Annotated in this window: 24 protein-coding genes and 1 tRNA gene; 22 read left to right on the forward strand and 3 right to left on the reverse strand. The window is 51.8% G+C overall.

The genetic code is table 11. The features are described from left to right. The first annotated feature begins 454 nt into the window (after nt 1-454). The 21 genes from pstC to BLS94_RS13350 all read left to right on the forward strand — a co-directional run bounded on the left by pstC (nt 455) and on the right by BLS94_RS13350 (nt 20,943). Entirely contained in the window at nt 455-1,399 is a 945-nt protein-coding gene (gene pstC, locus BLS94_RS13250) for a phosphate ABC transporter permease subunit PstC (RefSeq protein ID WP_090961869.1), read from the forward strand. Nucleotides 1,400-1,518: 119 nt separating this feature from the next. Beyond that, nucleotides 1,519-2,445, forward strand: a complete 927-nt coding sequence (gene pstA, locus BLS94_RS13255) for a phosphate ABC transporter permease PstA (RefSeq protein WP_072766691.1) — start codon at nt 1,519-1,521, stop codon at nt 2,443-2,445. Next, nucleotides 2,439-3,248: a phosphate ABC transporter ATP-binding protein PstB gene (pstB, locus tag BLS94_RS13260; RefSeq protein WP_090961873.1), complete on the forward strand. Its 810-nt coding sequence runs from the start codon at nt 2,439-2,441 to the stop codon at nt 3,246-3,248. The genes pstA and pstB overlap by 7 nt, the downstream gene beginning before the upstream one ends. A 231-nt stretch (nt 3,249-3,479) precedes the next feature. Further along, nucleotides 3,480-4,241, forward strand: coding sequence for a triose-phosphate isomerase (tpiA, locus tag BLS94_RS13265; protein ID WP_090961876.1), 762 nt, complete (start codon nt 3,480-3,482; stop codon nt 4,239-4,241). 18 nt (nt 4,242-4,259) lie between these two features. Beyond that, the gene (gene secG, locus BLS94_RS13270) at nt 4,260-4,613 is read left to right on the forward strand and encodes a preprotein translocase subunit SecG (protein ID WP_090961879.1); all 354 of its coding nucleotides are present in this window, start codon (nt 4,260-4,262) and stop codon (nt 4,611-4,613) included. Between the two features lie 81 nt (nt 4,614-4,694). Beyond that, nucleotides 4,695-4,779, forward strand: a tRNA-Leu gene (locus BLS94_RS13275). A gap of 74 nt (nt 4,780-4,853) precedes the next feature. Continuing rightward, nucleotides 4,854-5,210: an NADH-quinone oxidoreductase subunit A gene (locus tag BLS94_RS13280; protein ID WP_025042027.1), complete on the forward strand. Its 357-nt coding sequence runs from the start codon at nt 4,854-4,856 to the stop codon at nt 5,208-5,210. 3 nt (nt 5,211-5,213) lie between these two features. Further along, nucleotides 5,214-5,693 carry a NuoB/complex I 20 kDa subunit family protein gene (locus tag BLS94_RS13285; RefSeq protein ID WP_025042026.1) on the forward strand — a complete coding sequence of 160 codons (480 nt, stop codon included), beginning with the start codon at nt 5,214-5,216 and terminating at the stop codon, nt 5,691-5,693. A 7-nt stretch (nt 5,694-5,700) separates the two neighbouring features. Further along, nucleotides 5,701-6,318: an NADH-quinone oxidoreductase subunit C gene (locus BLS94_RS13290; protein ID WP_090961882.1), complete on the forward strand. Its 618-nt coding sequence runs from the start codon at nt 5,701-5,703 to the stop codon at nt 6,316-6,318. 3 nt (nt 6,319-6,321) lie between these two features. Further along, a complete protein-coding gene (locus tag BLS94_RS13295; protein WP_090961885.1) occupies nt 6,322-7,575 on the forward strand; it encodes an NADH-quinone oxidoreductase subunit D in 1,254 nt (417 codons plus the stop codon). 28 nt (nt 7,576-7,603) lie between these two features. Further along, nucleotides 7,604-8,080: an NADH-quinone oxidoreductase subunit NuoE gene (gene nuoE / locus BLS94_RS13300; RefSeq protein ID WP_090458562.1), complete on the forward strand. Its 477-nt coding sequence runs from the start codon at nt 7,604-7,606 to the stop codon at nt 8,078-8,080. Further along, nucleotides 8,077-9,354 carry an NADH-quinone oxidoreductase subunit NuoF gene (gene nuoF, locus BLS94_RS13305; protein ID WP_072766698.1) on the forward strand — a complete coding sequence of 426 codons (1,278 nt, stop codon included), beginning with the start codon at nt 8,077-8,079 and terminating at the stop codon, nt 9,352-9,354. Before nuoE ends, nuoF begins: the two co-directional genes overlap by 4 nt. Before the next feature lie 94 nt (nt 9,355-9,448). Next, on the forward strand, nt 9,449-11,893 hold the full coding sequence (nuoG, locus tag BLS94_RS13310; protein WP_090961889.1) for an NADH-quinone oxidoreductase subunit NuoG: 2,445 nt from the start codon (nt 9,449-9,451) through the stop codon (nt 11,891-11,893). A 22-nt stretch (nt 11,894-11,915) separates the two neighbouring features. Next, entirely contained in the window at nt 11,916-13,016 is a 1,101-nt protein-coding gene (gene nuoH / locus BLS94_RS13315) for an NADH-quinone oxidoreductase subunit NuoH (RefSeq protein WP_072766700.1), read from the forward strand. A 14-nt stretch (nt 13,017-13,030) separates the two neighbouring features. Next, on the forward strand, nt 13,031-13,519 hold the full coding sequence (nuoI, locus tag BLS94_RS13320) for an NADH-quinone oxidoreductase subunit NuoI (RefSeq protein WP_025042019.1): 489 nt from the start codon (nt 13,031-13,033) through the stop codon (nt 13,517-13,519). A gap of 156 nt (nt 13,520-13,675) precedes the next feature. After that, the gene (locus BLS94_RS13325) at nt 13,676-14,281 is read left to right on the forward strand and encodes an NADH-quinone oxidoreductase subunit J (RefSeq protein WP_090961892.1); all 606 of its coding nucleotides are present in this window, start codon (nt 13,676-13,678) and stop codon (nt 14,279-14,281) included. Between the two features lie 50 nt (nt 14,282-14,331). Further along, nucleotides 14,332-14,637: an NADH-quinone oxidoreductase subunit NuoK gene (nuoK, locus tag BLS94_RS13330; RefSeq protein WP_025042016.1), complete on the forward strand. Its 306-nt coding sequence runs from the start codon at nt 14,332-14,334 to the stop codon at nt 14,635-14,637. A 60-nt stretch (nt 14,638-14,697) separates the two neighbouring features. Then, a complete protein-coding gene (nuoL, locus tag BLS94_RS13335) occupies nt 14,698-16,653 on the forward strand; it encodes an NADH-quinone oxidoreductase subunit L (protein WP_090961894.1) in 1,956 nt (651 codons plus the stop codon). A gap of 71 nt (nt 16,654-16,724) precedes the next feature. Then, a complete protein-coding gene (locus tag BLS94_RS13340) occupies nt 16,725-18,209 on the forward strand; it encodes an NADH-quinone oxidoreductase subunit M (RefSeq protein WP_090961897.1) in 1,485 nt (494 codons plus the stop codon). A 35-nt stretch (nt 18,210-18,244) separates the two neighbouring features. Beyond that, nucleotides 18,245-19,690: an NADH-quinone oxidoreductase subunit NuoN gene (nuoN, locus tag BLS94_RS13345; protein WP_090961900.1), complete on the forward strand. Its 1,446-nt coding sequence runs from the start codon at nt 18,245-18,247 to the stop codon at nt 19,688-19,690. Nucleotides 19,691-20,046: 356 nt separating this feature from the next. Further along, nucleotides 20,047-20,943 carry an EipA family protein gene (locus tag BLS94_RS13350; RefSeq protein WP_176767887.1) on the forward strand — a complete coding sequence of 299 codons (897 nt, stop codon included), beginning with the start codon at nt 20,047-20,049 and terminating at the stop codon, nt 20,941-20,943. Here the strand turns inward: BLS94_RS13350 and BLS94_RS15080 are convergent. Both BLS94_RS15080 and BLS94_RS13360 read right to left on the reverse strand, forming a co-directional pair. After that, entirely contained in the window at nt 20,936-21,223 is a 288-nt protein-coding gene (locus tag BLS94_RS15080; RefSeq protein WP_218124817.1) for a hypothetical protein, read from the reverse strand. The two genes, BLS94_RS13350 and BLS94_RS15080, sit on opposite strands and share 8 nt — an antisense overlap. A 207-nt stretch (nt 21,224-21,430) precedes the next feature. After that, nucleotides 21,431-22,546, reverse strand: coding sequence for a PQQ-dependent sugar dehydrogenase (locus BLS94_RS13360; protein WP_090961922.1), 1,116 nt, complete (start codon nt 22,544-22,546; stop codon nt 21,431-21,433). A gap of 169 nt (nt 22,547-22,715) precedes the next feature. Here BLS94_RS13360 and htpG point away from each other — a divergent pair, with 169 nt between their 5' ends. Then, the gene (gene htpG, locus BLS94_RS13365; protein WP_090961906.1) at nt 22,716-24,635 is read left to right on the forward strand and encodes a molecular chaperone HtpG; all 1,920 of its coding nucleotides are present in this window, start codon (nt 22,716-22,718) and stop codon (nt 24,633-24,635) included. Nucleotides 24,636-24,672: 37 nt separating this feature from the next. Here htpG and nhaR read toward each other — a convergent pair whose 3' ends face one another. After that, nucleotides 24,673-25,608, reverse strand: coding sequence for a transcriptional activator NhaR (gene nhaR, locus BLS94_RS13370; RefSeq protein WP_072766707.1), 936 nt, complete (start codon nt 25,606-25,608; stop codon nt 24,673-24,675). Nucleotides 25,609-25,764 lie beyond the last annotated feature (156 nt).

Genomic DNA, 25,764 nt, shown 5'->3' on the forward strand with positions numbered 1-25,764 from the left:
CCCCCGAGACCGACCTGAACGAGAGCAAGAAGCAGGGCAAACTGGTCCTCAAACCCGAGAAAAAGGATGAGGACGACGAGGAGGAGGATGAGGAGGAGTGAGCCGGATCGCTTCGGCTGCAGCACTTGACACACCTCATCTATTCACCCGAACCGCTGCTTCCCGTATTCACGCGGGGAGCAGCGGTTTTACTTACATCAAGCAATCGTTCCGGTATTTCCACATGCCGAGACAGGAGTTCGATGGAAGGGTTTGATATCATCTCCCGGTTGGATGGTTATAGCGCTAGTGACAAATGAACTGACAAATAGCTGAAAAATGAGCGGTCAACCACCGGATTCAGGTTGAATGGCGGAAAGGATTGCCGCATCCTTCTGGCACTGTTCCGATGTGTCACGAAACTGTAATATACCCATCGTAATATGTAGCCCTGCCCAAGAACGTTCCTTTTAAAATGCAGTTGCCTGCTACAGCACACCCTCCCAACGAAATCACCCATTCCAAAAGACTCGGCTATAGCTATCGCCGTCATCTGGGTGAGCGTTTTATTGAAGCGCTGCTGTTCCTGATGGCATTTGTCTCGGTCGCGATTACCATTGCCATCGTGGTGATGCTGGTGAAGGAGTCGTTCGTGTTTTTCGAACATGTTCCGCTTTGGCAATTTCTGACCGATACCCAATGGACCCCACTGTTCGATGATGCGCACTACGGCATCCTCCCGCTCATATCCGGTACTGTAGTCAGTTCCGCCGTAGCGCTCCTGGTTGCCATCCCCCTGGGCACTATCACCGCCATATATCTTTCCGAATTTGCGCCTTTCGCCGTGCGTGAAGTTGCCAAACCATTTCTCGAGTTGCTGGGCGGCGTTCCAACTGTCGTGTATGGTTATTTCGCATTACTATTTGTAACTCCCCTGCTGCAGAAGATTTTTCCGGATTTGCCTGGTTTCAGTCTTCTTTCCGCTGGGTTGGTGATGGGGATCATGATTATCCCCTATGTAAGCTCCATGGCTGAAGATGCGATGCGAGCCGTGCCCATGCATTTGCGGGAAGGCTCTTACGCGATGGGGGCTACAAAATTCCAGACGGCCATAAGGGTAGTGATGCCCGCCGCGTTTTCGGGCATAGCCGCTGCTTATATACTTGGTATCTCCCGCGCTGTGGGGGAAACGATGGTGGTGGCGATAGCTGCGGGCATGCAACCAAATCTCACCTGGAATCCGATGGAACCCGCAGCTACCATTACCGCCTACATCGTACAAGTGAGCTTGGGCGACCTGCCCCATGGTAGCATTGGTTATCAAACTATCTTTGCCGCTGGGCTTACATTACTGCTATTGACATTGGCATTCAATATCATTGGGCATGTTCTGCGCAAGCGTTATCGCGAAATATATTAAAATCAAACGCGATTGCTGATCCTATTGCTATTTGACAAAATGACTTTTACCTATCTTTCTAGCTGTTCGGTCGCGGGTCTTTCAGATGAGCACGCTTCGCTCTTTCCTGGAAGCCCTAAATGAGAGACGATAAAGATCTGAGCGAGATTCGCACGATCATTGCGCGCCATAAGCTCTGGGATTTGATTTTCATGATTGTCGGTGTGTTGGCACTGATGATTGCGGTACTCACATTCATGGCGTTATTCGCTCATATGCTTATAGAGGGAATGCCGCGCTTGTCGTGGGATTTTTTTACTTCTTTCCCGTCGCGCCGCCCGGGGTCAGCGGGCATACTTTCTGCCTGGGTCGGCACCATTCTGGTAATGCTGGTGACTGCGATGGCAGCGGTGCCGATGGGTATCGGAGCTGGAATTTATCTGGAAGAGTATGCGTCTAAAAATATCATTACCGAGATCATCGAAATCAACGTTACCAACCTTGCGGGCGTTCCGTCCATTATTTACGGCTTGCTGGCGTTAAGCTTGTTTGTACATCAATTCGGGTTTGGCCAAAGCATTCTTTCAGCCGGCCTCGCGCTGGCGTTATTGATCTTGCCGGTGGTCATCGTGGCGACAAGGGAGGCTATACGCGCTATCCCATTGGTCATCCGGGAGGGTGCTTATGCGCTCGGGGCGACCAAATGGCAGACTGTATCCGATCATCTGCTTCCTTATTCCGCTGCCGGTATTTTAACTGGCGTTATTATCGGCTTGGCTCGTGCTATTGGGGAAACCGCGCCGATCATCACCATTGGGGCGCTGACTTTTATTGCGTTTTTGCCGCCGTCTCCCATTAAAGCTGAATTCCCTTTTCTATCTTTCGAGTGGCTGATGGCCCCATTCACGGTGATGCCCATCCAGATGTTCAATTGGGTCTCCCGGCCTGAAGAAGAGTTTCAGGCCAACGCTGCGGCTGCGGGGCTGGTGCTGGTAGTGATGACTCTTGCCATGAATGCGATAGCCATTTATTTGCGCTATCGTATGCGCAAGAACCTCAAATGGTAGAAAATTCAACGGTCGAGAATCTCGGATTGGATGCGGCGCCTGTTCCGTACAAGTCTGAAGTCAGAAACTTGAGTTTTTATTATGGCGCATTCTCCGCGCTTAAAAACATTAACATGGTGTTGCATGAAAAGCAGGTAACTGCGTTGATCGGCCCATCGGGATGCGGTAAATCCACCTTTCTGCGCTGCTTCAACCGTATGCACGATCTCTACCCCGGCAATCGTTATGTGGGCGATATTATTCTGCATCCGGACAATGTCAATATTCTTTCGCGTAGCGTGGATCCGATTGAAGTACGGATGCGCATCAGCATGGTATTTCAGAAACCCAATCCATTTCCAAAATCCATCTATGAAAATGTTGCGTATGGCTTGCGCGTACGAGGTGTCCGGCAGCGTGCCATACTGGACGAGAAGGTTGAAGAAGCACTGCGCGGCGCCGCGCTTTGGGAGGAAGTAAAAGATCGTTTGAATCAGCTTGCCTACAACCTTTCGGGGGGTCAGCAGCAACGTTTGTGTATTGCCCGGGCGCTTGCAACCGATCCCGAAATCCTGTTGTTCGACGAACCCACTTCTGCACTTGACCCAATTGCCACAGCCAACATAGAAGAGCTCATTGCCGATCTGAAGGATAAGGTTACGATCCTGATCGTGACTCACAATATGCAGCAGGCGGCACGCGTATCGGATTACACTGCTTATATGTATTTAGGCGAGCTCATCGAGTTCGACGTCACTGACACAATTTTCATCAAACCAAAAAACAAACAGACGGAAGATTACATTACCGGACGTTTCGGATAGATTGGGAATGGTTCTGTCAGGCGCTTTTGCCGTATGACAGATAATCTGCAGCCTTGGCGCATATAGGTGAGCTACGGCCACGGCGCGCCCTTATTTTATTCTTTCTGCCTCATCCGTGCTGTTTTCCAAAATTTCGTGCTTTTGTACCCTATGATATTGTTTACCTCGTGATTGACCCCGTATTCATTCACGGGTAACATTCGCAGCTTTCCAGTTCAAAGGCGGTTTCCTATGGCTAGGCGTTCAAAGTTGGTTGTGGGCAACTGGAAAATGCATGGTGGAACGGTGCAAAACCGGAATTTGCTGAATGCGGTGATCGCTGGAACCGCAGGGGTGAGCGGGACCGGTTTGGCCGTGTGCGTACCTTATCCTTATCTGTCGCAGGCACAATCAGTATTGCAGGCGACACATGTTTTCTGGGGCGCCCAGAACGTGAGCCAGTATGATAAGGGCGCTTACACAGGTGAAGTTTCAGCGGCGATGTTGATGGATTTCGGCTGCCGCTACGTAATCGTAGGTCACTCCGAACGGCGTGCCTTGTATGGCGAGGATAACCATACCGTGGCGCTTAAGTTTCGGGCGGCTCAGTCGGTTGGGTTGACACCTGTCTTATGTGTTGGCGAAACCCTTGATCAGCGCGAGGCTGCCATTACCGAGCGAGTGGTTGCAGAGCAATTGGATGCGGTGATCGACTTGGTGGGTATCGATGCGCTTGCCAAGTCGGTGCTTGCTTATGAGCCGGTATGGGCTATCGGTACGGGTAAAACGGCTACGCCGGGCCAGGCTCAGGACGTACATTCTTTTATTCGCGATAGAATCGCCGCCAGCAATTCCGAAATGGCCATTGGTTTACAGATTCTTTATGGCGGCAGTGCAAAGGCGAACAATGCGGCTGAGCTGTTCGCCATGCCCGACATTGATGGCGGGCTGATCGGCGGCGCGTCACTTGTCGCCGATGAATTCATAGCCATCTGCCACGCGGCAAAAAATTAACTCATTTTGGAGTAGGCTTTGGAAACACTCATCTGGATACTACACCTCTTGTCGGCTATTAGCGTAGTTGTGCTGGTTCTGCTGCAACACGGAAAGGGCGCCGATATGGGTGCTGCGTTTGGCAGCGGCTCATCTGGAAGTTTGTTTGGCGCCAGCGGTTCAGCAAATTTTCTTAGCAGGACAACCGGTGTGCTGGCTGCGGTTTTTTTTATTACCAGCCTCGGGCTTACCTATCTTTCCAGCCACAAGACCGAAACGGGTGGCGTGATGGATAAAGCGATCCCTGCTCAATCAGTCAAACCGGCTGAGGAGGCTCCGGTAAAGCCCGTGGATGAAGGGACGTCTTCCAAGGCGACCGAAATCCCGGAATAATTTTAATGATGAGCTAATTGAACAATTAGCTAAAATTGGGTTCTAATCAGGTTAAGCTTTAGATTAGCGCCCAAGCAAGCTGCCGACGTGGTGAAATTGGTAGACACGCCGTCTTGAGGGGGCGGTGGCGAAAGCTGTGCGAGTTCGAGTCTCGCCGTCGGCACCATCTGATGTAATGAGACTGAGAGTCAGGCCAGGCATATGAAGGCTACCTGTTCCGGTCCTAACTTTTGATTACACATGCTCGAAAATTACTTTCCCATTCTGCTATTTATTCTGATTGGCCTTGTAGTCGGCATTCTAGCGATGACGCTTGGCTGGTTGTTTGCGCCCAATCGTCCGGACAGCGAGAAACTGTCACCGTATGAATGTGGCTTCGAAGCATTTGAAGATGCACGCATGAAATTCGATGTGCGTTATTATCTCGTGGCCATCCTGTTCATTCTGTTTGATCTGGAGATCGCATTTCTGTTTCCATGGGCGGTGGTATTGAATGAGATTGGGCTATTCGGTTTTATCGCCATGATGGTTTTTCTCGGTATTCTTGTTGTTGGCTTTATTTACGAATGGAACAAGGGTGCGTTGGAGTGGGATTAGATTATGAGCGCTAACAACGGTGCGATGGAAAAGGGTTTTGTTACCACGAGTCTGGACTCGGTTATCAACTGGGGGCGTACTGGGTCGATGTGGCCGATGACCTTTGGCCTTGCGTGCTGTGCGGTGGAAATGATGCAGGCTGGCGCCTCGCGTTACGATCTGGACCGTTTCGGTATCGTATTCCGCCCAAGTCCTCGTCAATCGGACGTGATGATTGTTGCGGGCACGTTATGCAATAAAATGGCGCCTGCGCTGCGTAAAGTGTACGATCAGATGGCGGAGCCCCGCTGGGTAATCTCCATGGGTTCCTGCGCCAACGGCGGTGGTTATTATCATTACTCCTACTCGGTCGTTCGCGGTTGCGACCGGATTGTGCCGGTCGATATCTATGTTCCCGGCTGCCCGCCGACAGCGGAAGCTCTGCTCTACGGTATTATTCAGTTGCAGAATAAAATACACCGTACCAATACCATCGCGCGCTGAGTTATATATGTCGTCCTCTCGTCTGGAAACGCTTTCCTTTTGTCTTCAAAATGTGTTGGCCGATAAGCTTGTCACCACCAGTGAACGATTGGGCGAGCTCACAATTTCAGTGCGTCAAGCAGATTTGCTGTGGACGATGGAAACGCTGCGCGATCATCCCGAGCTGGATTTTGAAATGCTCATTGATCTGTGTGGCATGGATTATTCAACCTATGGTGCGGAATTTGGCTCAACAAGCGACCGAATGAATAAACGGTTTGCTGCCATCTATCACTTGCTTTCCATCCGGCATAACCACAGATTGAGAATCAGGATATTCGCCGATGACGATGAATTTCCCGTATTGGATTCGGTAATAAGTATATGGCCATCGGTAAACTGGTTCGAGCGTGAGGCATTCGATCTGTACGGCATCGTTTTCACGGGTCATCCGGATTTGCGACGTATTCTCACCGACTACGGTTTTATCGGCAGTCCGTTTCGCAAGGATTTTCCCCTGAGCGGAAATGTTGAGATGCGTTACGACCCCGACCAGCAGCGCGTAATCTATCAGCCGGTCAGCATAGAGCCGCGCCAGATAATACCGCGCGTCATCCGCGAAGAGCATTACGGAGAGAGCGAGTGAAGCATGGCTGAAATACGTAACTACACCATGAACTTCGGCCCCCAGCATCCTGCAGCGCATGGCGTGCTGCGCTTGGTGCTGGAGCTGGACGGCGAAGTCGTTCAACGGGCGGATCCGCATATCGGGCTTCTTCATCGTGCAACCGAAAAGCTGGCTGAGTATAAGACTTATATTCAATCAGTGCCGTACATGGATCGGCTGGATTACGTCTCCATGATGTGCAATGAACACGCCTACGTGATGGCTATCGAGAAACTGCTTCAGCTCGAGGTGCCCTTGCGTGCGCAGTATATTCGCGTGATGTTCGATGAAATTACCCGAATACTCAACCACCTTTTATGGCTGGGTGCCCATGCGCTGGACGTGGGTGCGATGACCGTGTTTCTCTATGCTTTCCGCGACCGGGAAGACCTGATGGATTGTTACGAGGCGGTTTCGGGCGCCAGATTGCACGCGGCTTATTACCGTCCCGGTGGCGTCTATCGAGATCTTCCGGAATCCATGCCGCAATACAAGGCATCGAAAATCCATGACGAAAAAAGCACCAGGGTGCTCAATGAAAATCGTAGCGGTTCGTTGTTGGATTTTATCGAAGACTTTACCAACCGGTTTCCTACCTATGTGGATGAGTATGAAACTTTGCTTACCGACAACCGGATCTGGAAGCAGCGACTTGTTGGAATTGGTGTAGTCTCGCCGGAACGCGCCAAAGCGCTGGGCTTTACCGGCCCGATGCTGCGTGGTTCGGGTGTGGAATGGGATTTGCGGAAGAAACAGCCGTATGAAGTTTATGACCGCATCGATTTTGATATACCGGTAGGGGTCAACGGCGATTGCTATGATCGCTACCTGGTCCGAATCGAGGAATTCCGCCAGTCCAATCGCATCATCAAGCAATGTGTCGATTGGCTACGCAAAAACCCGGGTCCGGTAATAACCGATAACCATAAGGTTGCGCCGCCTGCCCGTGTTGAAATGAAACAGAATATGGAAGAATTGATCCATCATTTCAAGCTTTTTACGGAGGGCTTCCACGTGCCGCCCGGCGAAACCTACGCGGCGATCGAACATCCTAAAGGCGAATTTGGTATTTACCTGGTTTCCGATGGCGCCAATATGCCTTATCGCCTGAAAATCCGCGCACCGGGGTTTGCCCATCTGGCAGCGCTGGATGAAATGGCTCGGGGGCACATGATCGCAGACGTAGTAGCGATCATCGGGACCCAGGACATTGTATTTGGCGAAATAGACAGATGACATCACTGACCCTTAAGCAGATATCAAGATGTTAAGTGCCGAGTCTATAAAAAAAATTGACCACGAGCTTACCAAATATCCCTCCGATCAAAAACAATCGGCGGTGATGTCGGCGCTTGCCATCGCCCAGGATGAGAAAGGGTGGCTCGCTACTGAAACAATGGATTTTGTCGCTCGTTATCTTGGGATGCCGCCGATTGCGGTATATGAAGTGGCGACGTTTTACAACATGTACAATTTGCAGCCGCTGGGAAAATGCAAGATAACCATTTGCACGAACCTTCCTTGCGCTCTGTCCGGCGCCAATGAAGCTGTAGCTCATATCCAGAAAAAACTGGGCATTGGTTTCAATGAAACGAGTGTCGACGGAAAATTCACGCTGAAAGAAGGCGAATGTATGGGGGCGTGCGGCGATGCGCCCGTGCTGCTGGTCAATAACAAACGCATGTGCAGTTTCATGTCCGACGATATGATCGATCAATTGCTTGAGGAGTTGAGCAAATGACCCAGACTACGCAGATACTGCTGGCCGGGGTGAATCCATCCGATCCTGACAACTGGCGGCTCCGAAACTATGAGCAGCGCGAGGGTTATGCCGCGCTGAGAAAAATTCTGAGCGAAAAAATACCGCCTGAAAAAGTCATAGAGGAAGTCAAGAAATCGGCTTTGCGCGGGCGTGGCGGTGCGGGTTTTCCGACCGGACTGAAATGGAGCTTCATGCCCAAGCAGTACGAGGGCGACAAGTACCTGGTATGCAATTCAGATGAAGGTGAACCGGGCACCTTCAAAGACCGCGACATTATGCGTCACAACCCGCACATTCTGATCGAAGGCATGATGATCGGCGCCTATGCGATGGGCATCAAGACCGGTTACAACTATATCCATGGCGAAATATGGGATACCTACGAACGCATGGAAGAGGCAGTGGATGAAGCGCGAGAGGCAGGATTGCTTGGGGATAATATTCTGGGTTCCGATTTCAGTTTCCAGTTATACAACCATCATGGTTACGGCGCCTATATCTGCGGCGAGGAAACGGCGCTGCTAGAGTCATTGGAGGGCAAGAAAGGCCAGCCGCGCTTCAAGCCGCCATTTCCCGCAAGCTTCGGCCTCTATGGCAAACCCACCACCATCAACAACACCGAGACATTTGCCTCGGTACCCTGGATCATTCGCAACGGGGGCGAAAAGTTTTTACAGCTGGGTAAACCCAATAACGGCGGCACCAAGATTTTCTCCGTTTCCGGGCATGTCAACAAACCGGGCAATTATGAGGTGCCTATGGGTACGCCATTCGCAACATTGCTGGAGATGGCGGGCGGTATGCGGGGCGGGCGGAAACTGAAGGGTTGTATTCCAGGTGGTTCGTCCATGCCAGTGTTGCCGGGCGATATCATGATGCAGACGGACATGGATTATGATTCCATTGCCAAAGCAGGATCCATGCTGGGCTCGGGTGCGGTCATCATCATGGATGACACGACCTGCATGGTGAAGGCGCTGGAGCGCCTGTCATACTTCTATTTTGAAGAATCCTGCGGTCAATGCACGCCTTGCCGGGAAGGTACTGGCTGGCTCTATCGTGTTGTGCATCGGATCGAAACCGGCAAGGGGCGGATTGAGGATCTCGATCTGCTCAATAATGTTGCCGATAATATTCAGGGACGCACCATTTGCGCATTAGGTGATGCCGCCGCCATGCCGGTGCGAGCAATGATTCAGCATTTTCGCGACGAGTTTGCCTACCATATCGAGCACAAGAAATGTCTGGTATAGCCAAGGTGGCGAATGGCATGGATGAAGCCAATGAGTTTTTTCTTGTCTGCGTTTACTCGCTAAGCCGATTCGTTAAGCCGAGAGTATTTATCCCATGATTAATTTCGAAATCGACGGTAAACCGGTGTCCGTGCCCAAGAATGGCACCGTCATGGACGGCGCCAATCAGCTGGGTATATACATTCCTCATTTCTGCTATCACAAGAAGCTTTCCATTGCTGCCAATTGCCGCATGTGCCTGGTGCAAGTGGAGAAAGCGCCCAAGCCCTTGCCTGCCTGTGCGACTCCCGCAATGGAAGGTATGAAGGTTTCAACCCACTCCGGACAGGCGGTAACAGCGCAAAAAGGCGTGATGGAGTTCCTGCTTATCAATCATCCGCTGGATTGCCCCATTTGCGATCAGGGTGGTGAATGCCAATTACAAGACTTGGCGGTGGGTTATGGCGCGAGTTCGTCACGCTACACTGAGGCCAAGCGGGTAGTGGCGAATAAAAATCTGGGTCCGCTGATTTCCACCGACATGACCCGCTGTATCCATTGCACCCGTTGCGTACGTTTCGGCCAGGAAATAGCAGGCATCATGGAGTTAGGCATGGCGGGTCGCGGCGAACACGCTGAGATCCTGTCGTTTGTCGGAAGCACGGTGGATTCGGAGTTGTCGGGCAACATGATCGATCTTTGCCCGGTAGGGGCGCTCGTCAGTAAGCCATTCCGCTATTCGGCACGCACTTGGGAGCTATCACGCAGGAAATCCGTAAGTCCGCACTGCGGACTTGGCGCCAATCTCGTGGTCCAGGTGAAACAGAACCGTGTGATGCGGGTGTTGCCGCGCGAAAATGAGGCAATCAACGAGTGTTGGCTATCAGATAAAGATCGCTTTTCCTACGAAGGATTAAACTCGGAAGAGCGTCTACGCAAGCCGATGATAAGACGTGGTGGCCATTGGCAGGAATGCGACTGGCAGACCGCCCTTGAATTTGCGGCTAATGGGTTGAAAGCGGCAAAAGAAAAATATGGAGCGCAGAGTATCGGTGCACTGGGTTCTCCTCACAGTACGCTGGAGGAACTCTACCTGCTACAGAAGCTCGCTCGAGGACTGGGCAGCGGGAATGTGGATCACCGTCTGCGCCAATCCGACTTTCGCGCGGATCGGTCGCAAGGGATTCCCTGGCTCGGGATGAGCATCGCGGAAGTTTCCCGGCTGAAATCAGCGCTTATCATTGGCAGCACCCTGCGCAAGGATCACCCGCTGCTCGCGCAGCGTTTGCGCCAATCGGTAAAGCAGGGCGCGCAATTGAACCTGATCAATCCGGTGGACGATGATCTATTTACCACCATAGCGAATCGCGCTATCGTCGCGCCCGCTGCAATGGCAGCGATACTGGCGCAGGTCCTGAAAGCTGCCGCCGAGTCGACGGGAAAGCAAATTCCTGCCGATGTAAAAAATGCGCTGGCGGCAATCAGCGTTAGCGATAACGCGCGTTCGATAGCAGCAAGCCTCATCAATAACAAGCCAGCGGCAATATTCCTTGGCAACCTGGCTCAACATCATCCGCAATATACGAATATTCATACGCTGGCACAGCAACTCGCGCAAATCACCGACGCGCGATTCGGTATATTAGGCGAGGCCGCCAACAGCGTCGGTGCTTATATTGCCGGCGCGATTCCGGGCAATGACGGCTCGGCAGAAACCGTCGGCACTCAATCGGCTCAACCGGGAATGCAAAGCCTGAATGCTTCGCAAATGCTCGGGATGAGCGCTGGCGGGATTGCGGACGCCGGGGCCGAACCATGCCGGGCTTACATCCTGATGAACCTGGAGCCGGAACTGGATAGCTACGACCCTCGGCAAGCCGTGAAAACGCTGGAAGCGGCGGAACTGGTTGTAATGATAACCGCATACAAAAGCCATGCCATCCTTCAGGGGGGTTATGCCGATGTATTACTTCCCGCCGCGCCATTCACCGAGACGTCGGGTACGTTCATCAATATCGAGGGTCGGGTGCAAAGCTTTAATGGCGTTGTGGCGCCGCTCGGGGAAACGCGTCCGGCCTGGAAGATTTTGCGCGTGTTGGGCAATCTGCTGGAGATTGATGGCTTTGATTATGAAACACCCGAGCAGGTGCGTGCGGAGATCCTGCCTGGCTCAAGCGACGTCAGGGCCCGCCTGAATAATCATCTGGGGGGTTTCTCCCTGGATGACATTGGGCCGCTAGGCGAACCGATGGGCAGCGGAATACAGCGTATCGGAGAGGTACCGATATACCAGGCCGATCCCATCGTGCGGCGTGCCGAGTCGCTGCAGCGCACGCGCGACGCAGCTGCGCCGGTGGCATGGATGCCGGGTGATCTCATGAGCAGGCTTGGCATACAAGCTGGAGACAGCGTCAGGCTGAGGCAAGGAGAAGGTGAACTCCAGCTGCCTGCAGACCGGGACGATAAGTTGCCTGCCAATTGCGTGCGCCTGGTTTCCGCTCATCCCTTGACAGCAACGCTAGGCGGGATGTTCGGTGAAATCGTGGTGGAAAAACTGTGATGGAAGAAATCAGGGTTATTTGATGGAATACGCACAACAATTATTCGGGAATTTTTTCGGTCCTGAGTGGGGCCCTGTCTTGTACGTCGTGGCGAAGGATGTGTTGTTGATTTTCGCCATCGTGCTGCCATTAATGCTCGCTGTGGCTTACCTCACGTTCGCCGAGCGCAAGATTATCGCCTTCATGCAGATGCGTGTCGGCCCTAACCGGGTGACATTCTTTGGCATTCCCTGGCTGGGCGGCTGGGCACAGCCAATCGCTGATGCGGTTAAGGCGGTGATGAAAGAAATCATCATTCCCAGTGGCGCAAACAAGGTTCTATTTGTGCTCGCGCCGGTGTTGACATTCGCACCTGCATTGGCAGCCTGGGCGGTAGTGCCATTTTCTCCCGAAGTGGTGTTGGCGGACATCAATGCAGGGCTGCTTTATATTCTGGCCATGACTTCCATGGGCGTTTATGGGGTTATCATTGCGGGTTGGGCATCAAACTCCAAATATGCGTTCCTCGGCGCGATGCGCTCCGCAGCGCAAGTAGTATCGTATGAGCTGGCAATGGGTTTCGCATTGGTGTGTGTGCTGATGATGTCGCAGAGCCTGAATCTCGGGGATATCGTCAAGGGTCAGCAGGGTGGCAGTTTACTTAATTGGTACGTCCTTCCCTTGTTTCCCATGTTTTTGGTGTACTTTATTTCCGGTGTCGCGGAGACCAATCGCGCACCTTTTGATGTGGCTGAGGGTGAATCTGAAATCGTGGCAGGGTTCCACGTCGAGTATTCCGGCATGGCTTTCACGGTATTCTTTCTGGCGGAATATTCCAACATGATTCTGGTGGCCACCCTTGCCACCATCATATTTTTGGGTGGCTGGCTGCCGCCGATCAATATTGCGCCATTTACGCTGATCCCCGGCTTCATATGGCTCATATTAAAAATAGGATTTTTATTGTTTTGTTTTCTCTGGTTTCGCGCCACATTTCCCCGCTACCGCTATGATCAGATTATGCGCCTGGGCTGGAAAGTGTTCATTCCGATCACGCTTGTCTGGATACTGGTTATAGGGTTGGTGATGCAATTCCCGCCGTCGATCCGGAATGCGTTTCCCCTTAATTTGTGGTTCCACTGAGAGAGGAAAAAGTCATGAATCGTATCAAGGATTTTTTCCGTACCTTCCTGTTGTTCGAACTGCTGAAGGGGATGATGCTAACAGGGAGATATATGTTTGCGCGTAAAATCACCGTGCACTTCCCTGAAGAGAAAACACCCCAGTCTCCCAGGTTCAGGGGTTTGCATGCGCTCAGGCGATATCCAAATGGAGAAGAGCGTTGTATCGCGTGCAAACTGTGTGAGGCGGTGTGTCCAGCGCTCGCGATTACGATAGAATCCGAGCAGCGCGATGACGGCACGCGGCGAACCACGCGATACGACATCGACCTGACAAAATGCATATTTTGCGGTTTCTGCGAGGAATCCTGCCCGGTGGATTCCATTGTCGAGACTCGTATTCTGGAGTATCACGGAGAGAAACGCGGAGATTTGATTTACACCAAGCAGATGCTCCTGGCGGTTGGGGACCGGTATGAGGAACAGATAGCGAAGGATAGGGCGGCGGATGCGGGATACCGGTAAATCTCATCGTTACATGCACCGGGACACTTTTATAAACCGTGTTTTGAAGATGGGAATTACCCGCTTCATTTCACACCCCTCAATGAAAATGAGGGGCTTCGTCCAGTTAACCTGCGTGAGCTCGCTCCATAGCTTCGAATTGACAGAAATGCCCATATGAGTTTTCCGGATATAATTTTTTATTTTTTTTCGACGGTACTGGTGGCATCCGCCCTTGGCGTTATCACCGCCCGCAACCCCGTACATTCCGCATTATTATTGGTGCTGGCTTTTTTTACTTCCGCGGGGTTATGGTTGTTGCTGGAGGCGGAATTTCTCGCCATTACACTCGTGTTGGTCTATGTCGGGGCTGTAATGGTGCTGTTCCTGTTTGTAGTGATGATGCTGGATATCAACCTTGATTACCTGCGGGAAGGATTCTGGAAATGGTTTCCGTTTGGCGCGTTCCTCGCATTGGTGATGGCGACCGAGATGGCCGCAGTATTGATGGGCAAGCAGTTCGGCGCCGATCAAATGCCGGCTCCCTCAGCGCGCGCGGCGGATTATAGTAATACCAAAGAGCTGGGACGCTTGATTTATACGGAATATGTTTATGCGTTCGAACTGGCGGCTGTCATTCTGCTGGTGGCGATAGTGGCCGCTATCGCTCTGACGCTGAGGCAGCGTACCGGCACTAAATCGATGGACGTGGCAAAGCAGGTAGCCGTGAAGCGTGAAGACCGGATCCGTATGGTATCGATGCCATCCGAAAAGAAAGAATAAAATTAATTTACATGGTTGTGTTCTGATGTTGTCCTGAAAGGGGGCGCAGTTTGGTTTCGTTATCACATTACCTGGTTCTCGGTGCGATTCTGTTTGCAATCAGCATTGTCGGTATTTTCCTCAACAGGAAAAATGTAATTATCCTGTTGATGGCGATTGAACTGATGCTGCTGGCCGTAAACATGAATTTTGTCGCGTTCTCGTATTATCTCCAGGACACAGCAGGGCAGATTTTCGTGTTTTTCATACTTACAGTGGCCGCGGCAGAATCCGCCATTGGCCTGGCGATTCTGGTGGTGCTGTTTCGTAGTCTACACACCATCAATGTGGACGACCTGGACAAACTTAAAGGGTAATTTTGAGAGTGGGAAACTGGTTCAGGTATTTAGTGGTTCAAAAAATAAAAACTGAATTTCATGACTGAGATGCAAAAACTATATCTATTGGCGCCTTTAGCGCCTCTGGCAGGGGCTCTTATCGCCGGGTTGTTCGGTCGTCTGATTGGGCCAACCTGGAGTCATCGTATTACCATTGCCCTGATGCTCGTCTGCGTGGCTGCATCCGTCACCATCTTCCTGGATGTATTGAAAGGAAATATCTATGACGGAGCCGTTTATACCTGGGCGACAGCCGGCGATACGCGCTTTGAAATCGGGTTCCTGATCGATCAACTCTCCGCCACGATGATGATTGTGGTGAGTTTTGTTTCTTTAATGGTGCATATTTATACCATTGGCTATATGCACGAGGATCCCGGTTATCAGCGTTTTTTCAGCTATATCTCGCTCTTCACGTTCTCCATGCTGATGCTGGTGATGTCCAATAACTTTCTCCAGCTTTTCTTTGGCTGGGAAGCGGTGGGGCTCGTTTCTTATCTGCTTATCGGGTTCTGGTATACACGTCCAACGGCAATTTATGCCAATCTGAAAGCTTTCATGGTTAATCGCGTTGGGGATTTTGGCTTTCTTCTCGGCATTGCTCTGGTACTGATGTATTTCGGCACCCTGGACTATGCGGCTGTATTCGCCCAGGCGCCGCAAGCCGCGACGCAGACAATAGAGATCATTCCCGGCACATCATGGGAGCTATTATCCGCCATCTGTATTTTGCTCTTTGTCGGCGCAATGGGTAAATCCGCACAGTTTCCGTTACATGTGTGGCTGCCGGATTCGATGGAAGGCCCAACACCTATTTCCGCATTGATCCATGCCGCGACCATGGTGACAGCAGGAATTTTCATGGTGGCGCGCATGTCGCCGCTCTTTGAGTTAACTGAAACGGCATTGTCAGTGATGTTGGTGATTGGCGGCATCACGACGCTATTCATGGCGTTGGTGGCAATCGTACAGACCGACATCAAGCGTGTGGTGGCGTATTCGACCCTTTCACAACTGGGTTACATGACCATGGCGCTCGGCGCATCGGCTTACTCGGCAGGAATTTTTCACCTGATGACCCATGCTTTTTTCAAGGCCGTATTATTTTTGGGTGCGGGCTCCGTAATTATTGCCATGCATCACGAGCAGGACATGCGGAAAATGGGCGGCCTGAAGAATTATATGCCCATTACGTACTGGACCATGTTCATCGCTGCGCTGGCAAGCGCAGGCGTACCTGGTTTATCCGGCTTTTTCTCCAAGGATGCCATCATTGAAGCATTACACTTCGCCACAATCCCCGGTGCCGGCTTCGCTTATTTCTGTGGGGTAACAACGGTATTCGTTACCGCGTTTTACACCTTCCGTTTGCTTTTCATGACGTTCCATGGAAAGCCGCGGATGGATCATCACACCGAAGAGCATCTACATGAATCGCCCTGGGTCGTGACGCTGCCACTCATCGTCCTTGCCATACCTTCCATTGGAGCCGGCTGGCTTATCGGTCCCATCCTGTTTGGGAATTATTTTGGCAGTACCATACAAATCATGCCGCAGCACGAGGCAATGGCCAGGATGTCTTTGGAATATCATGGCATATTGGCAATGATGACCCATGCCTTAACGACCATACCATTCTGGTTTTCAGTCGGCGGAATTGTGACGGCATGGTATTTTTACCTGGTGAGAACCGATTTGCCAGGGAAAATAAAAAGAGCTGCGGGGCCATTTTCCATACTCCTTGAGCGAAAATATTTCATTGACGAATTCTATTCCTGGTTCTTTGCGGGCGGCGCACGCGGGCTCGGCAAGGGATTATGGAAATTCGGCGATGTTAAAGTCATTGACGGATTTTTCATCAATGGCACGGCACGGGTGGTGGCCGGAACCGCCGTGCTGATGCGTCGCTTCCAGTCCGGCTATATCTACCATTACGCATTCACCATGATCGTTGGCGTATTTGTATTGATGAGTTTGTGGTTGTCCGGGTCATAAAATAACAAAATATTATTACGGGTATTCGGCCCCTTCATCCGCTGCGCGCTAATGGATAAAATGGAATAAACATGCTGTTCGGTCTTCCCCTGTTAAGCTTGATCATTTGGCTGCCTATTTTTGCCGGCGTTGGTGTGCTCGCCACCGGCGGCGACCGTAATGCCCAACTGGCAAGATGGATTGCTCTCATCGGATCAATCGCGGGCCTGCTGGTTGCGATACCGCTTTATACACAGTTTGATTCGCTGTCGAACGGCATGCAGTTCGTCGAATATAGCCTCTGGATCGAGCGCTTCAATATTCATTATCATCTCGGTGTAGATGGCATCGCCATGCCGTTGATTTTGCTTAACTGCTTTACGACTCCGCTGGTAATAATGGCTGGGTGGCAAGTGATAAGTAAACGCGTGTCTCAATATATGGCCGCGTTTCTTATCATGTCAGGCATCGTCAACGGCGTGTTCTCATCGCTTGATGCGATCCTGTTCTATGTCTTCTGGGAAGCGTCGCTGATCCCCATGTTTCTGATCATCGGCGTCTGGGGCGGACCCAACCGCGTCTATGCATCCATCAAGTTTTTTCTTTATACGCTTCTGGGTTCGCTGTTGATGCTGGTGGCATTCATTTACCTCTATCAGATTTCTGGAGGCAGCTTTTCAATACTTGATTATCACAGGCTGCCATTGTCGCTTATGCCGCAAATCCTGATATTTATCGCTTTCACGCTGGCGTTTGCGGTAAAGGTGCCGATGTGGCCGGTTCACACTTGGCTACCAGATGCCCACGTGGAGGCGCCCACAGGGGGGTCGGTTGTACTGGCGGCAATACTGCTGAAAATGGGCGGCTATGGTTTCCTGCGTTTTTCGCTGCCGATCGTGCCGGACGCAAGCCAATATCTCGCCGGCATGATGATCACATTATCGCTGATTGCAATCGTCTATATCGGCCTCGTCGCACTGATACAGGCGGACATGAAAAAGCTCATCGCTTATTCATCTGTCGCGCATATGGGATTTGTCACGCTTGGCTTTTTCCTGTTCAACGCCTATGGATTGGAAGGCGCGATGGTGCAGATGATTTCGCACGGCTTTATTTCCGCCGCGATGTTTCTATGCATAGGGGTTATGTACGATCGGCTGCATTCGCGCCAGATAGCCGACTACGGCGGGTTGGCCAAGAGGATGCCGGTATTCGCTGCATTTTTCATGCTCTTTGCGATGGCTAATACGGGATTGCCCGGCACCAGCGGTTTCGTAGGGGAATTTATAGTCATCATGGCCGCCATGAAGGTGAACTTCTGGTATGCATTTTTCGCGGCCACCACACTGATCACCGGTGCGGCTTATACGCTCTGGATGTACAAGCGCGTCATATTCGGCGCAGTCATACATCCCGCCGTTGAAGAGATGAAGGATATTGGTGGCCGGGAGATTCTGATACTGGCAATTCTAGCTGTTGCGGTACTGGGAATGGGTCTCTATCCATTGCCATTGATGGAAGTGATGCATACCACGGTCGATGATTTGCTTGTGCATGTCGGACGCAGCAAATTGTAGTGTAAATAAAGTGGCCTGCTTGTTTGAGGATGATAATGAATTTTACGCAGCCTGATTTCGCGCCCGCCTATCCAGAGATTTTTCTGTTGGGTATGGTATGCGTGGTGCTACTGGCCGATCTTGCGTGGGGAGAAAAAAAACCCTATATCGCATACTTGCTCGCGCAGGTTGCGTTGCTTGGTTGCGTGCTTATCTCGTTTGTCACTTCCGCTCCGGGCGTCGTTTATACCTTCTCCGGTATGTTTGTCGACGACCCGATGGCGGATATTCTGAAGATACTTGTGTATATCACCGTATCCGCTGTGCTGGTATATTCGCGAAGTTATATTTTCGTACGCGGCATGCTCAGCGGGGAATTTTTCAGTCTGGCGCTATTTGCAACGCTGGGCATGATGGTCATGATTTCCGCCAGTCATTTCCTGACCCTTTATCTGGGGTTGGAGCTCCAGTCATTATCGCTTTATGCCATGGTGGCGTTGAGACGTAATTCGCCAGGATCTACCGAGGCGGCAATCAAATTTTTCGTCCTGGGAGCGCTGGCTTCGGGTTTTCTGCTGTATGGCATGTCCATGATATATGGCTCGACCGGCTCCCTGGATATTATCCGCGTAACTGAAGTAATACAGTCAGGCGTAACCAATCATGCGGTCCTGGTGGTGGGGCTTGTATTCATCGTTGCCGGCATCAGTTTCAAGCTGAGCGCGGTGCCGTTTCATATGTGGGTTCCGGACGTCTACGAGGGTGCACCGACGGCCGTAGTGCTGTTTATCGGTTCGGCGCCCAAATTGGCCGGGTTTGGCTTCGTCATGCGTCTGCTGGCGGAGGGAATGGGGGGAATGTCAGCGGATTGGCAGGGAATGCTCATTATTCTCGCCGTTATGTCCATGGTTGTCGGAAATTTTGCCGCCATTGCCCAGACCAATATCAAACGTATGCTGGCATATTCAACCATTTCGCATATGGGGTTCGTGCTGCTTGGCATCCTCTCTGCAGACGAGAACGGTTACAGTGCGGCGATGTTCTATGTCGTGGTGTATGTGCTGATGACGTTGGGTACGTTTGGTATCATCATGCTTCTGTCACGCGAAGGATTCGAAGCTGAAAAGCTCGATGATTTCAAGGGACTCAACCGGCGCAATCCATGGTATGCGTTTATGATGCTGCTGTTGATGTTCTCGATGGCCGGCATTCCCCCAACTGTGGGCATTTATGCCAAGCTGTCGGTTTTGCAGGCGGTATTGAGCGCCGGTTACATTTGGCTGGCGGTAGTGGCGGTACTTCTTTCGCTAGTCGGAGTATTTTATTACTTGCGCATCGTCAAACTGATGTACTTTGATGAACCAGAAACCGATGCCCTCATCGTGTCGCAAAACGATGTCAAGGTGCTGATAAGCGCGAATGGACTGGCAATGCTCGGGTTTGGACTCTTCCCCCAAGTGCTGATCGCATTGTGTGCTTACGCCATTCAACAATCAATGTAGTGCGCCAAAGGTTGGGTCCAAGCAGTTCGTTTTTCGATGTGTCAGGTAATGGCACGGGGGGCCAGCCGGGCGCCATTACCTGAAATGTTGGATCTCCCAGGCTGAGCTGACGCGTACCTGAAAGAATCGGCATGTGTGTCAGGAAGAGGCCCTATCAGCTGAAGGCAAAGTCGCAAGAGCATCCGGGCCGGGGCAACCCAGCTCGCTTTCCCTCTACCAGATCCCCAGATTCGACTTGACAATATCTCGGCAGCAGACATATATGGATTGTACTGCGAAAGTTTGATTCTTCCAGAATGGTGAGACTCATCCAGAATGCCCATATTGGCAAAACCCTGGTACAGAGGAGCTTTCAAATGAAAATGAAGTGGATCTTGGGATTCGTAACAGCAGCTATTTTTAGTTTGGGGCTGACCGGGGCCCAGGCCGAGGAGGGATACCCTGACGCAACCATAAAACTACGTGCAAATTCATTCGCACTCGGTTTTGGTTTCAGTTGGGGCAACGGTACGCTAACCTATAAGGGGAAGGACTACCCGGTCGAAATACAGGGGTTTTCGCTTATTGACATTGGCGCTTCCAGGATCGACGCGGTAGGCAGGGTATATAACCTGAACAACCTTGACGACTTTAACGGTAATTATGCAGGTGTTGACGGCGGATTGACGATAGCGGGCGGCGCGAACGCCGCCGCATTGAGAAATCAGAACGGTGTAAATGTTGTGTTTGTTTCTACATCAAGGGGCTTGGAGTTCGCCTTTGGTTTCAGCAGCGTGATCATGAAGGTGAACGCGCCTGAAATAGTCGCAGCGGCCCCACCACCTGCTCCTGCCTCCGCCCCAGTCCCCGCTCCAGCAGAAATGCCAGCCAAGGTGCGCTTTGCCACGGATGAGTTGTTCGATTTCGATAAAGCCGTCCTGAAACCTGGCTCATCGCGCTACCAACTGGATGAATTTGCGGCCAAGCTAAGAACGCTTCATTATGATTCGATCAAAATTGTCGGTTATACCGACCGCATTGGTTCTGAAGTATATAACAATCACCTTTCCCGGATTCGCGCCGAAGTGGTCAAGAACTATCTGGTAACGAAAGGAGTGGTTTCTGAAAAAATCCGGGCTGAAGGCAGGGGCGAAGCCGATCCAATAACCGGCAACAAGTGTAAGGGCAGCGAGAGAACCCCGGCGTTGATCGAATGCCTGCAGCCCGATCGCCGCGTCGAAGTCCAGGTGAGCGGCATACGGCAAGTCAAATAGATCCGAGCTGGGCAGAATGAAGCGCTCCGCTGCTTGCAGTCGACTTCTTGCGTTCCACCCTTAGTCCGTCGGCGCGAGTGTTACGTCGGGCGCGGAGCCAATCAGTCAATCGTCCAAACTCAAATGTACCGGTCTCATGAAGTCCGATGATAAAAGCATAGGTCGCGTCGGCTTTCGCCGTGATGCGCGTACCGCCGATGGCGAGAAAGGTATAAGTGACGGCAAAAGCTGTGCGCTTATTCCGTCGATGAAAGGATGGTTCTGCGCGAGGCTTTCCCACAACGCGGCAGCCTCCTCGATCAGGTCGCGATATCCGGTCTGGGGACGATACAGAGCCGCTTCGAGCAGGCCGCGTTCGCGCACGCCTGCAAAGCCACCGTAGCGGTCAATCTGCGTTCTGGCACTTTCCGGTAAACAAGCCGCGGCTACTCATCTCGGAGCGCCTCCAATGTACGGCAAATCGCTTGGCGCAATTTGCTCTTTGCCCCTACGGTTTCTTGTAACTGATGCGATAAATTACGCCGGCAAAATCATCTGAAACCAGTAGTGCTCCGTCTGGCATAACCAGTACATCCACCGGTCTTCCCCAGGCATTTTCCTTTTCCAGCCAACCCTCGGCAAACACTTCCTGTTTCACTACCTTATTGTTCTTCAGTTTCACTAATCTGAGGCGGTAGCCAATTTTGTTGCGGCGGTTCCAGGAGCCGTGTTCCGCAACAAAAATATTATTCCTGTATTCCGACGGAAACATTTTGCCGGTATAAAAACGCATGCCTAGCGCCGCGACATGCGGTTCGAAGTTGGCTGCAGGCGGAGTAACCTTGCTACAATCGCGCTTTGCACCGTATTTGGGATCTGGAATATCGCTTCCATAACAGTATGGGTAACCAAAATGCATGCCTTTCGCGGGCGCGCGGTTGAGTTCGTCGGGCGGCAGATTGTCGCCCAACCAGTCGCGACCGTTATCCGTGAACCATAAGTCCTTTGTTTCGGGATGCCAGTCGAAACCCACTGTATTCCTCACGCCGCTGGCGAAAACCTCATAGCCTGAGCCGTCGGGCCTGATGCGCGAGATCAACGCGAAGCGTTCCGGATCGGGTTCGCACGCATTGCACGGTGCGCCGACTGCGACATAAAGCAGGTTATCGGGACCGAAAGCGATGAATTTGCCTCCATGGTGCTTCTCATTCGGAAAGCTGTCTGTTATCACCGTCGGCTTCGCCGGTTTATCCAGGTTTTCCTCGATGTCATCGAACCGTAAAATCCGGTCGATGGCGGAGGCATATAGGGCGCCATCCCGAAACGCAACCCCTAAGGGAAGGTCAAGCCCGCTGGCGAGGGTTGTCACCTTGCGTTTACCGTCTGCTTCCCTGATGGCATAGACCTTGCCCTCCGATGTGGAGCCGGCGAATACGGTGCCCTTTTTCCCCAGTGTCAACCCTCGCGCATTGGGTACCTCTGCCCATAGCTCGATTGAAAAGCCGGCCGGTAGTTTAACTTTATCCAGCGGAAGCGGGCGAGCCTGATCTTGCGCGGCGGCAGGTAAACTGCAACAGAACAGGCAAAGGACAATACGACGAACGAAAGCTTTTATGATGCACATGGCTGGACCCCGGACTATATGGAATGTCGGTAAATCAAAATTGATTAATGGATTAACAGGAAGCAAATCATGCATTGAAGTAAGATTTGGCGGTTTATTAGCGCTGGGCGGCTTGAAAACTTCCAATGCGCCCTAATTATCCTATTGCGTTATTTCAGGAGATAAAACCATGCAAGACACAGCTACAAAAGAACATCTAAGTTTCCAGACTGAAGTCAAACAGTTACTCAAGCTGATGATTCATTCCTTATATAGTAACAAGGAAATTTTTTTGCGCGAACTGATTTCCAACGCATCGGATGCCGCCGATAAGCTACGCTTCGAGGGCCTCTCCGATGGAGCGCTGTATGAGTCCGACTCAGACCTGAAGATCCGCGTCGGCTATGATGCCGCGGCTCGCACTCTTACGATTTCCGATAACGGTATCGGCATGTCGCGGCAGGAGGTCATTGACCATATAGGCACAATCGCCAAGTCCGGTACTCGTGAATTCTTCAGTTCGCTAACTGGCGATCAGGCCAAGGATGCGCACTTGATTGGCCAGTTTGGCGTCGGTTTTTATTCGGCCTTCATTGTTGCGGACAAGGTGACGCTCGTTACGCGTCGTGCCGGCATGACGCCTGAGCATGGGATCCGCTGGGAATCCGGTGGTGAAGGAGATTATACGCTGGAGACAGTGGAGAAGACAGATCGCGGCACCGAGATCACGCTGCATTTGCGCGAAGGCGAGGATGACTTGCTCAATGGCTGGCGGCTCCGCTCTATTATACGAAAGTATTCAGACCATATTACTCTCCCCATCGTGATGAAAAAAGAGGAGTGGTCTCAGGAAAAAAACGAAAACGCGATTACTGATGAAGACGAGACGGTTAACCAGGCAAGTGCGCTTTGGGCGCGAGCCAAGAGCGAAATAACAACTGAGCAATATGACGAATTCTACAAGCACGTGGCGCATGATTTCGAGCCGCCGCTGGCCTATCTTCACGCAAGGGTAGAGGGTAAGCAGGAATATACGCAGCTGCTTTATATTCCATCGCGCGCGCCCTTCGACCTGTTCGATCGTGAATCCCGTCACGGCATCAAGCTTTATGTCCGGCGGGTCTTTATCATGGATGACGCCAAGCAGCTGCTACCGAACTATTTGCGTTTTGTGCGTGGTGTAATCGACTCGAACGACCTACCCCTAAACGTTTCGCGCGAGATATTACAGGAATCGAAAGATATAGAAGCCATACGTGCTGGCGCCGCAAAAAAAGTGTTGGGCCTGCTCGAAGACCTGGCTCAAAGCGATCAGGAAAATGACAAAGCCAAATTCAGAACCTTCTGGAAGGAATTTGGGCAGGTAATCAAAGAGGGAGTGGCAGAAGATTTCACTAATCGTGAACGTATCGCCAAGCTATTACGTTTCGTTTCAACCCATGCCGATTCCGACGAGCAAACTGTGTCGTTCAGCGATTACATCGCGCGCATGAAGGAAGGCCAGGAAAAAATTTATTATGTTACCGCCGATAGCCTCAGGGCGGCCCGAAGCAGTCCCCACCTGGAGGTCTTCCTCAAGAAAGGGATTGAAGTATTATTACTGTCGGATCGCGTGGATGAATGGCTGGTTGCAAATCTGACGGAGTTTGAGGGTAAACACCTGCAGTCTGTGGCTAAAGGTAGCCTTGATCTGGGAAAACTGGAGGACGAGGCGGAGAAAAAGGAGCAAGAGAAAGAAGCAGACGAATACAAGGAGCTTACCGAAAAAATAAAGAGCGTTCTCGGCGAGCAGGTGAAGGATGTACGCGTGACGTTACGCCTTACGGCATCTCCCGCCTGCCTGGTTGCCGATAGCCACGACATGAGCGGGAATCTGGAGCGTCTGCTTAAGTCAGCGGGGCAGAAAGTGGAACATGCCAAGCCCATCCTGGAGATCAATCCTCACCATCCCATGATTCAACGCCTGAAATCGGACGAGGCTCATTTCGATGACTGGAGCCACATCCTGTTCGACCAGGCATTGTTGGCTGAAGGCGGTCAGCTTGAAGATCCTGCCAGCTTCGTGAAAAGAATCAATGAGCTATTTTTGGCAACCGAAAGTGAGAAATAGTGCAGTCGAGGCACAGGCAGCAATTTTTCCAACGAAGTCAATTTTGCCTGCCGGCTTTATGAGCGCTACCGGGATACAGATTTGCGAATAGTTTCCGGTGCGCAGTATCATTGATAGCAACGACGGCGGGATGAGTCAGGCGGCGTTCCATGGAGATGGCGTAAAACTGCTCGGTGACGTCGTCGGTCTGACCTATAATTGTAACGCCGTGCTCGCGCTGCACTTCGTCGGCTATCACCGACGGCGCGATGAAAATACCGATGCCGGCCTGGCCGAAGGCCTGCATCAGCGCACTGTCGTCAAATTCTCCCATAATACGCGGGCGAACCTGTTGCGCATCGAACCATCGCATTAACGGTATTCGCACAGCGGCTTCCTTTCCCGGAATGAGCATGGGAGCCGAATCAAGAATACGGGGCCAGGCTTGCTTGAACTGTGCGGCAAGCTGTGGCTCGGCAAAGAAGGTGATGCCGCAGTCACCGAGTTTATGGCTATAGCCTTTTACATTGGTCTCGGCTGGCATGGGCCGGTCCGCGAGTACCAGATCCAGGCGCTGGATCGCCAGCTCCACCAGCAAGCGGACAAGCTTGTCTTCACGGCAGACGATGCGCACCGGCTCGGCGAGCGCCATCGCCGGGGTAAGCAATCTGTAGGCGATGGACTTCGGGACAGCATCATCAACGCCCACTCGAAATGAAATGAAATGGCTTTCCGGGTGGCTGCGCAGCGCCTCTTCCAGCTCGTTCCCGACCTGAAAGATTTCATCGGCATAGGAAAGCGTGAGGCGGCCTGTCTCCGTCAATTCCAGGCGTCGTCCAACGCGCAGAAAGAGCGCTACGCCAAGCGACTCCTCTAATAATCCGATCTGGCCGCTCAGGGTTTGTGGCGTGAGATTCAGGCGTTCGCTCGCCCGGACAATGCTGCCGGCCTTTGCGACTGCCCAAAAATGATGTAACTGCTTATAGTTGAGCATCGAGATGCGTCTTGCCGTAGCCCGAGAAGACGATAATTCGTAAAAACCGATTATATCATCAGTAAGATACTACTTTTCTTGATGCAAATTCTCAATTAGACTGATTTTCTATCTCTCCACCAGCATTCTTATCTCTCTACCAGCAGAGGACGAATT

It is taken from the genome of Nitrosospira sp. Nsp18, from assembly GCF_900103145.1.
Taxonomy (GTDB): domain Bacteria; phylum Pseudomonadota; class Gammaproteobacteria; order Burkholderiales; family Nitrosomonadaceae; genus Nitrosospira.

Bases quoted from the DNA above. Each gene is read 5' to 3' on its own strand.
- pstC (WP_090961869.1), top strand. From the start codon at position 455: ATGCAGTTGCCTGCTACAGCACACCCTCCCAACGAAATCACCCATTCC.
- nuoG (WP_090961889.1), top strand. From the start codon at position 9,449: ATGATTAATTTCGAAATCGACGGTAAACCGGTGTCCGTGCCCAAGAAT.
- nuoH (WP_072766700.1), top strand. From the start codon at position 11,916: ATGGAATACGCACAACAATTATTCGGGAATTTTTTCGGTCCTGAGTGG.
- nuoN (WP_090961900.1), top strand. From the start codon at position 18,245: ATGAATTTTACGCAGCCTGATTTCGCGCCCGCCTATCCAGAGATTTTT.
- htpG (WP_090961906.1), top strand. From the start codon at position 22,716: ATGCAAGACACAGCTACAAAAGAACATCTAAGTTTCCAGACTGAAGTC.
- BLS94_RS13285 (WP_025042026.1), top strand. From the start codon at position 5,214: ATGAGCGCTAACAACGGTGCGATGGAAAAGGGTTTTGTTACCACGAGT.
- BLS94_RS13360 (WP_090961922.1), bottom strand. From the start codon at position 22,546: ATGTGCATCATAAAAGCTTTCGTTCGTCGTATTGTCCTTTGCCTGTTC.
- nuoF (WP_072766698.1), top strand. From the start codon at position 8,077: ATGACCCAGACTACGCAGATACTGCTGGCCGGGGTGAATCCATCCGAT.
- BLS94_RS13290 (WP_090961882.1), top strand. From the start codon at position 5,701: ATGTCGTCCTCTCGTCTGGAAACGCTTTCCTTTTGTCTTCAAAATGTG.
- pstB (WP_090961873.1), top strand. From the start codon at position 2,439: ATGGTAGAAAATTCAACGGTCGAGAATCTCGGATTGGATGCGGCGCCT.
- tpiA (WP_090961876.1), top strand. From the start codon at position 3,480: ATGGCTAGGCGTTCAAAGTTGGTTGTGGGCAACTGGAAAATGCATGGT.
- nuoE (WP_090458562.1), top strand. From the start codon at position 7,604: ATGTTAAGTGCCGAGTCTATAAAAAAAATTGACCACGAGCTTACCAAA.
- nuoL (WP_090961894.1), top strand. From the start codon at position 14,698: ATGACTGAGATGCAAAAACTATATCTATTGGCGCCTTTAGCGCCTCTG.
- nhaR (WP_072766707.1), bottom strand. From the start codon at position 25,608: ATGCTCAACTATAAGCAGTTACATCATTTTTGGGCAGTCGCAAAGGCC.
- BLS94_RS13325 (WP_090961892.1), top strand. From the start codon at position 13,676: ATGAGTTTTCCGGATATAATTTTTTATTTTTTTTCGACGGTACTGGTG.
- nuoI (WP_025042019.1), top strand. From the start codon at position 13,031: ATGAATCGTATCAAGGATTTTTTCCGTACCTTCCTGTTGTTCGAACTG.
- BLS94_RS13280 (WP_025042027.1), top strand. From the start codon at position 4,854: ATGCTCGAAAATTACTTTCCCATTCTGCTATTTATTCTGATTGGCCTT.
- BLS94_RS13350 (WP_176767887.1), top strand. From the start codon at position 20,047: ATGAAAATGAAGTGGATCTTGGGATTCGTAACAGCAGCTATTTTTAGT.
- pstA (WP_072766691.1), top strand. From the start codon at position 1,519: ATGAGAGACGATAAAGATCTGAGCGAGATTCGCACGATCATTGCGCGC.
- BLS94_RS13295 (WP_090961885.1), top strand. From the start codon at position 6,322: ATGGCTGAAATACGTAACTACACCATGAACTTCGGCCCCCAGCATCCT.
- BLS94_RS13340 (WP_090961897.1), top strand. From the start codon at position 16,725: ATGCTGTTCGGTCTTCCCCTGTTAAGCTTGATCATTTGGCTGCCTATT.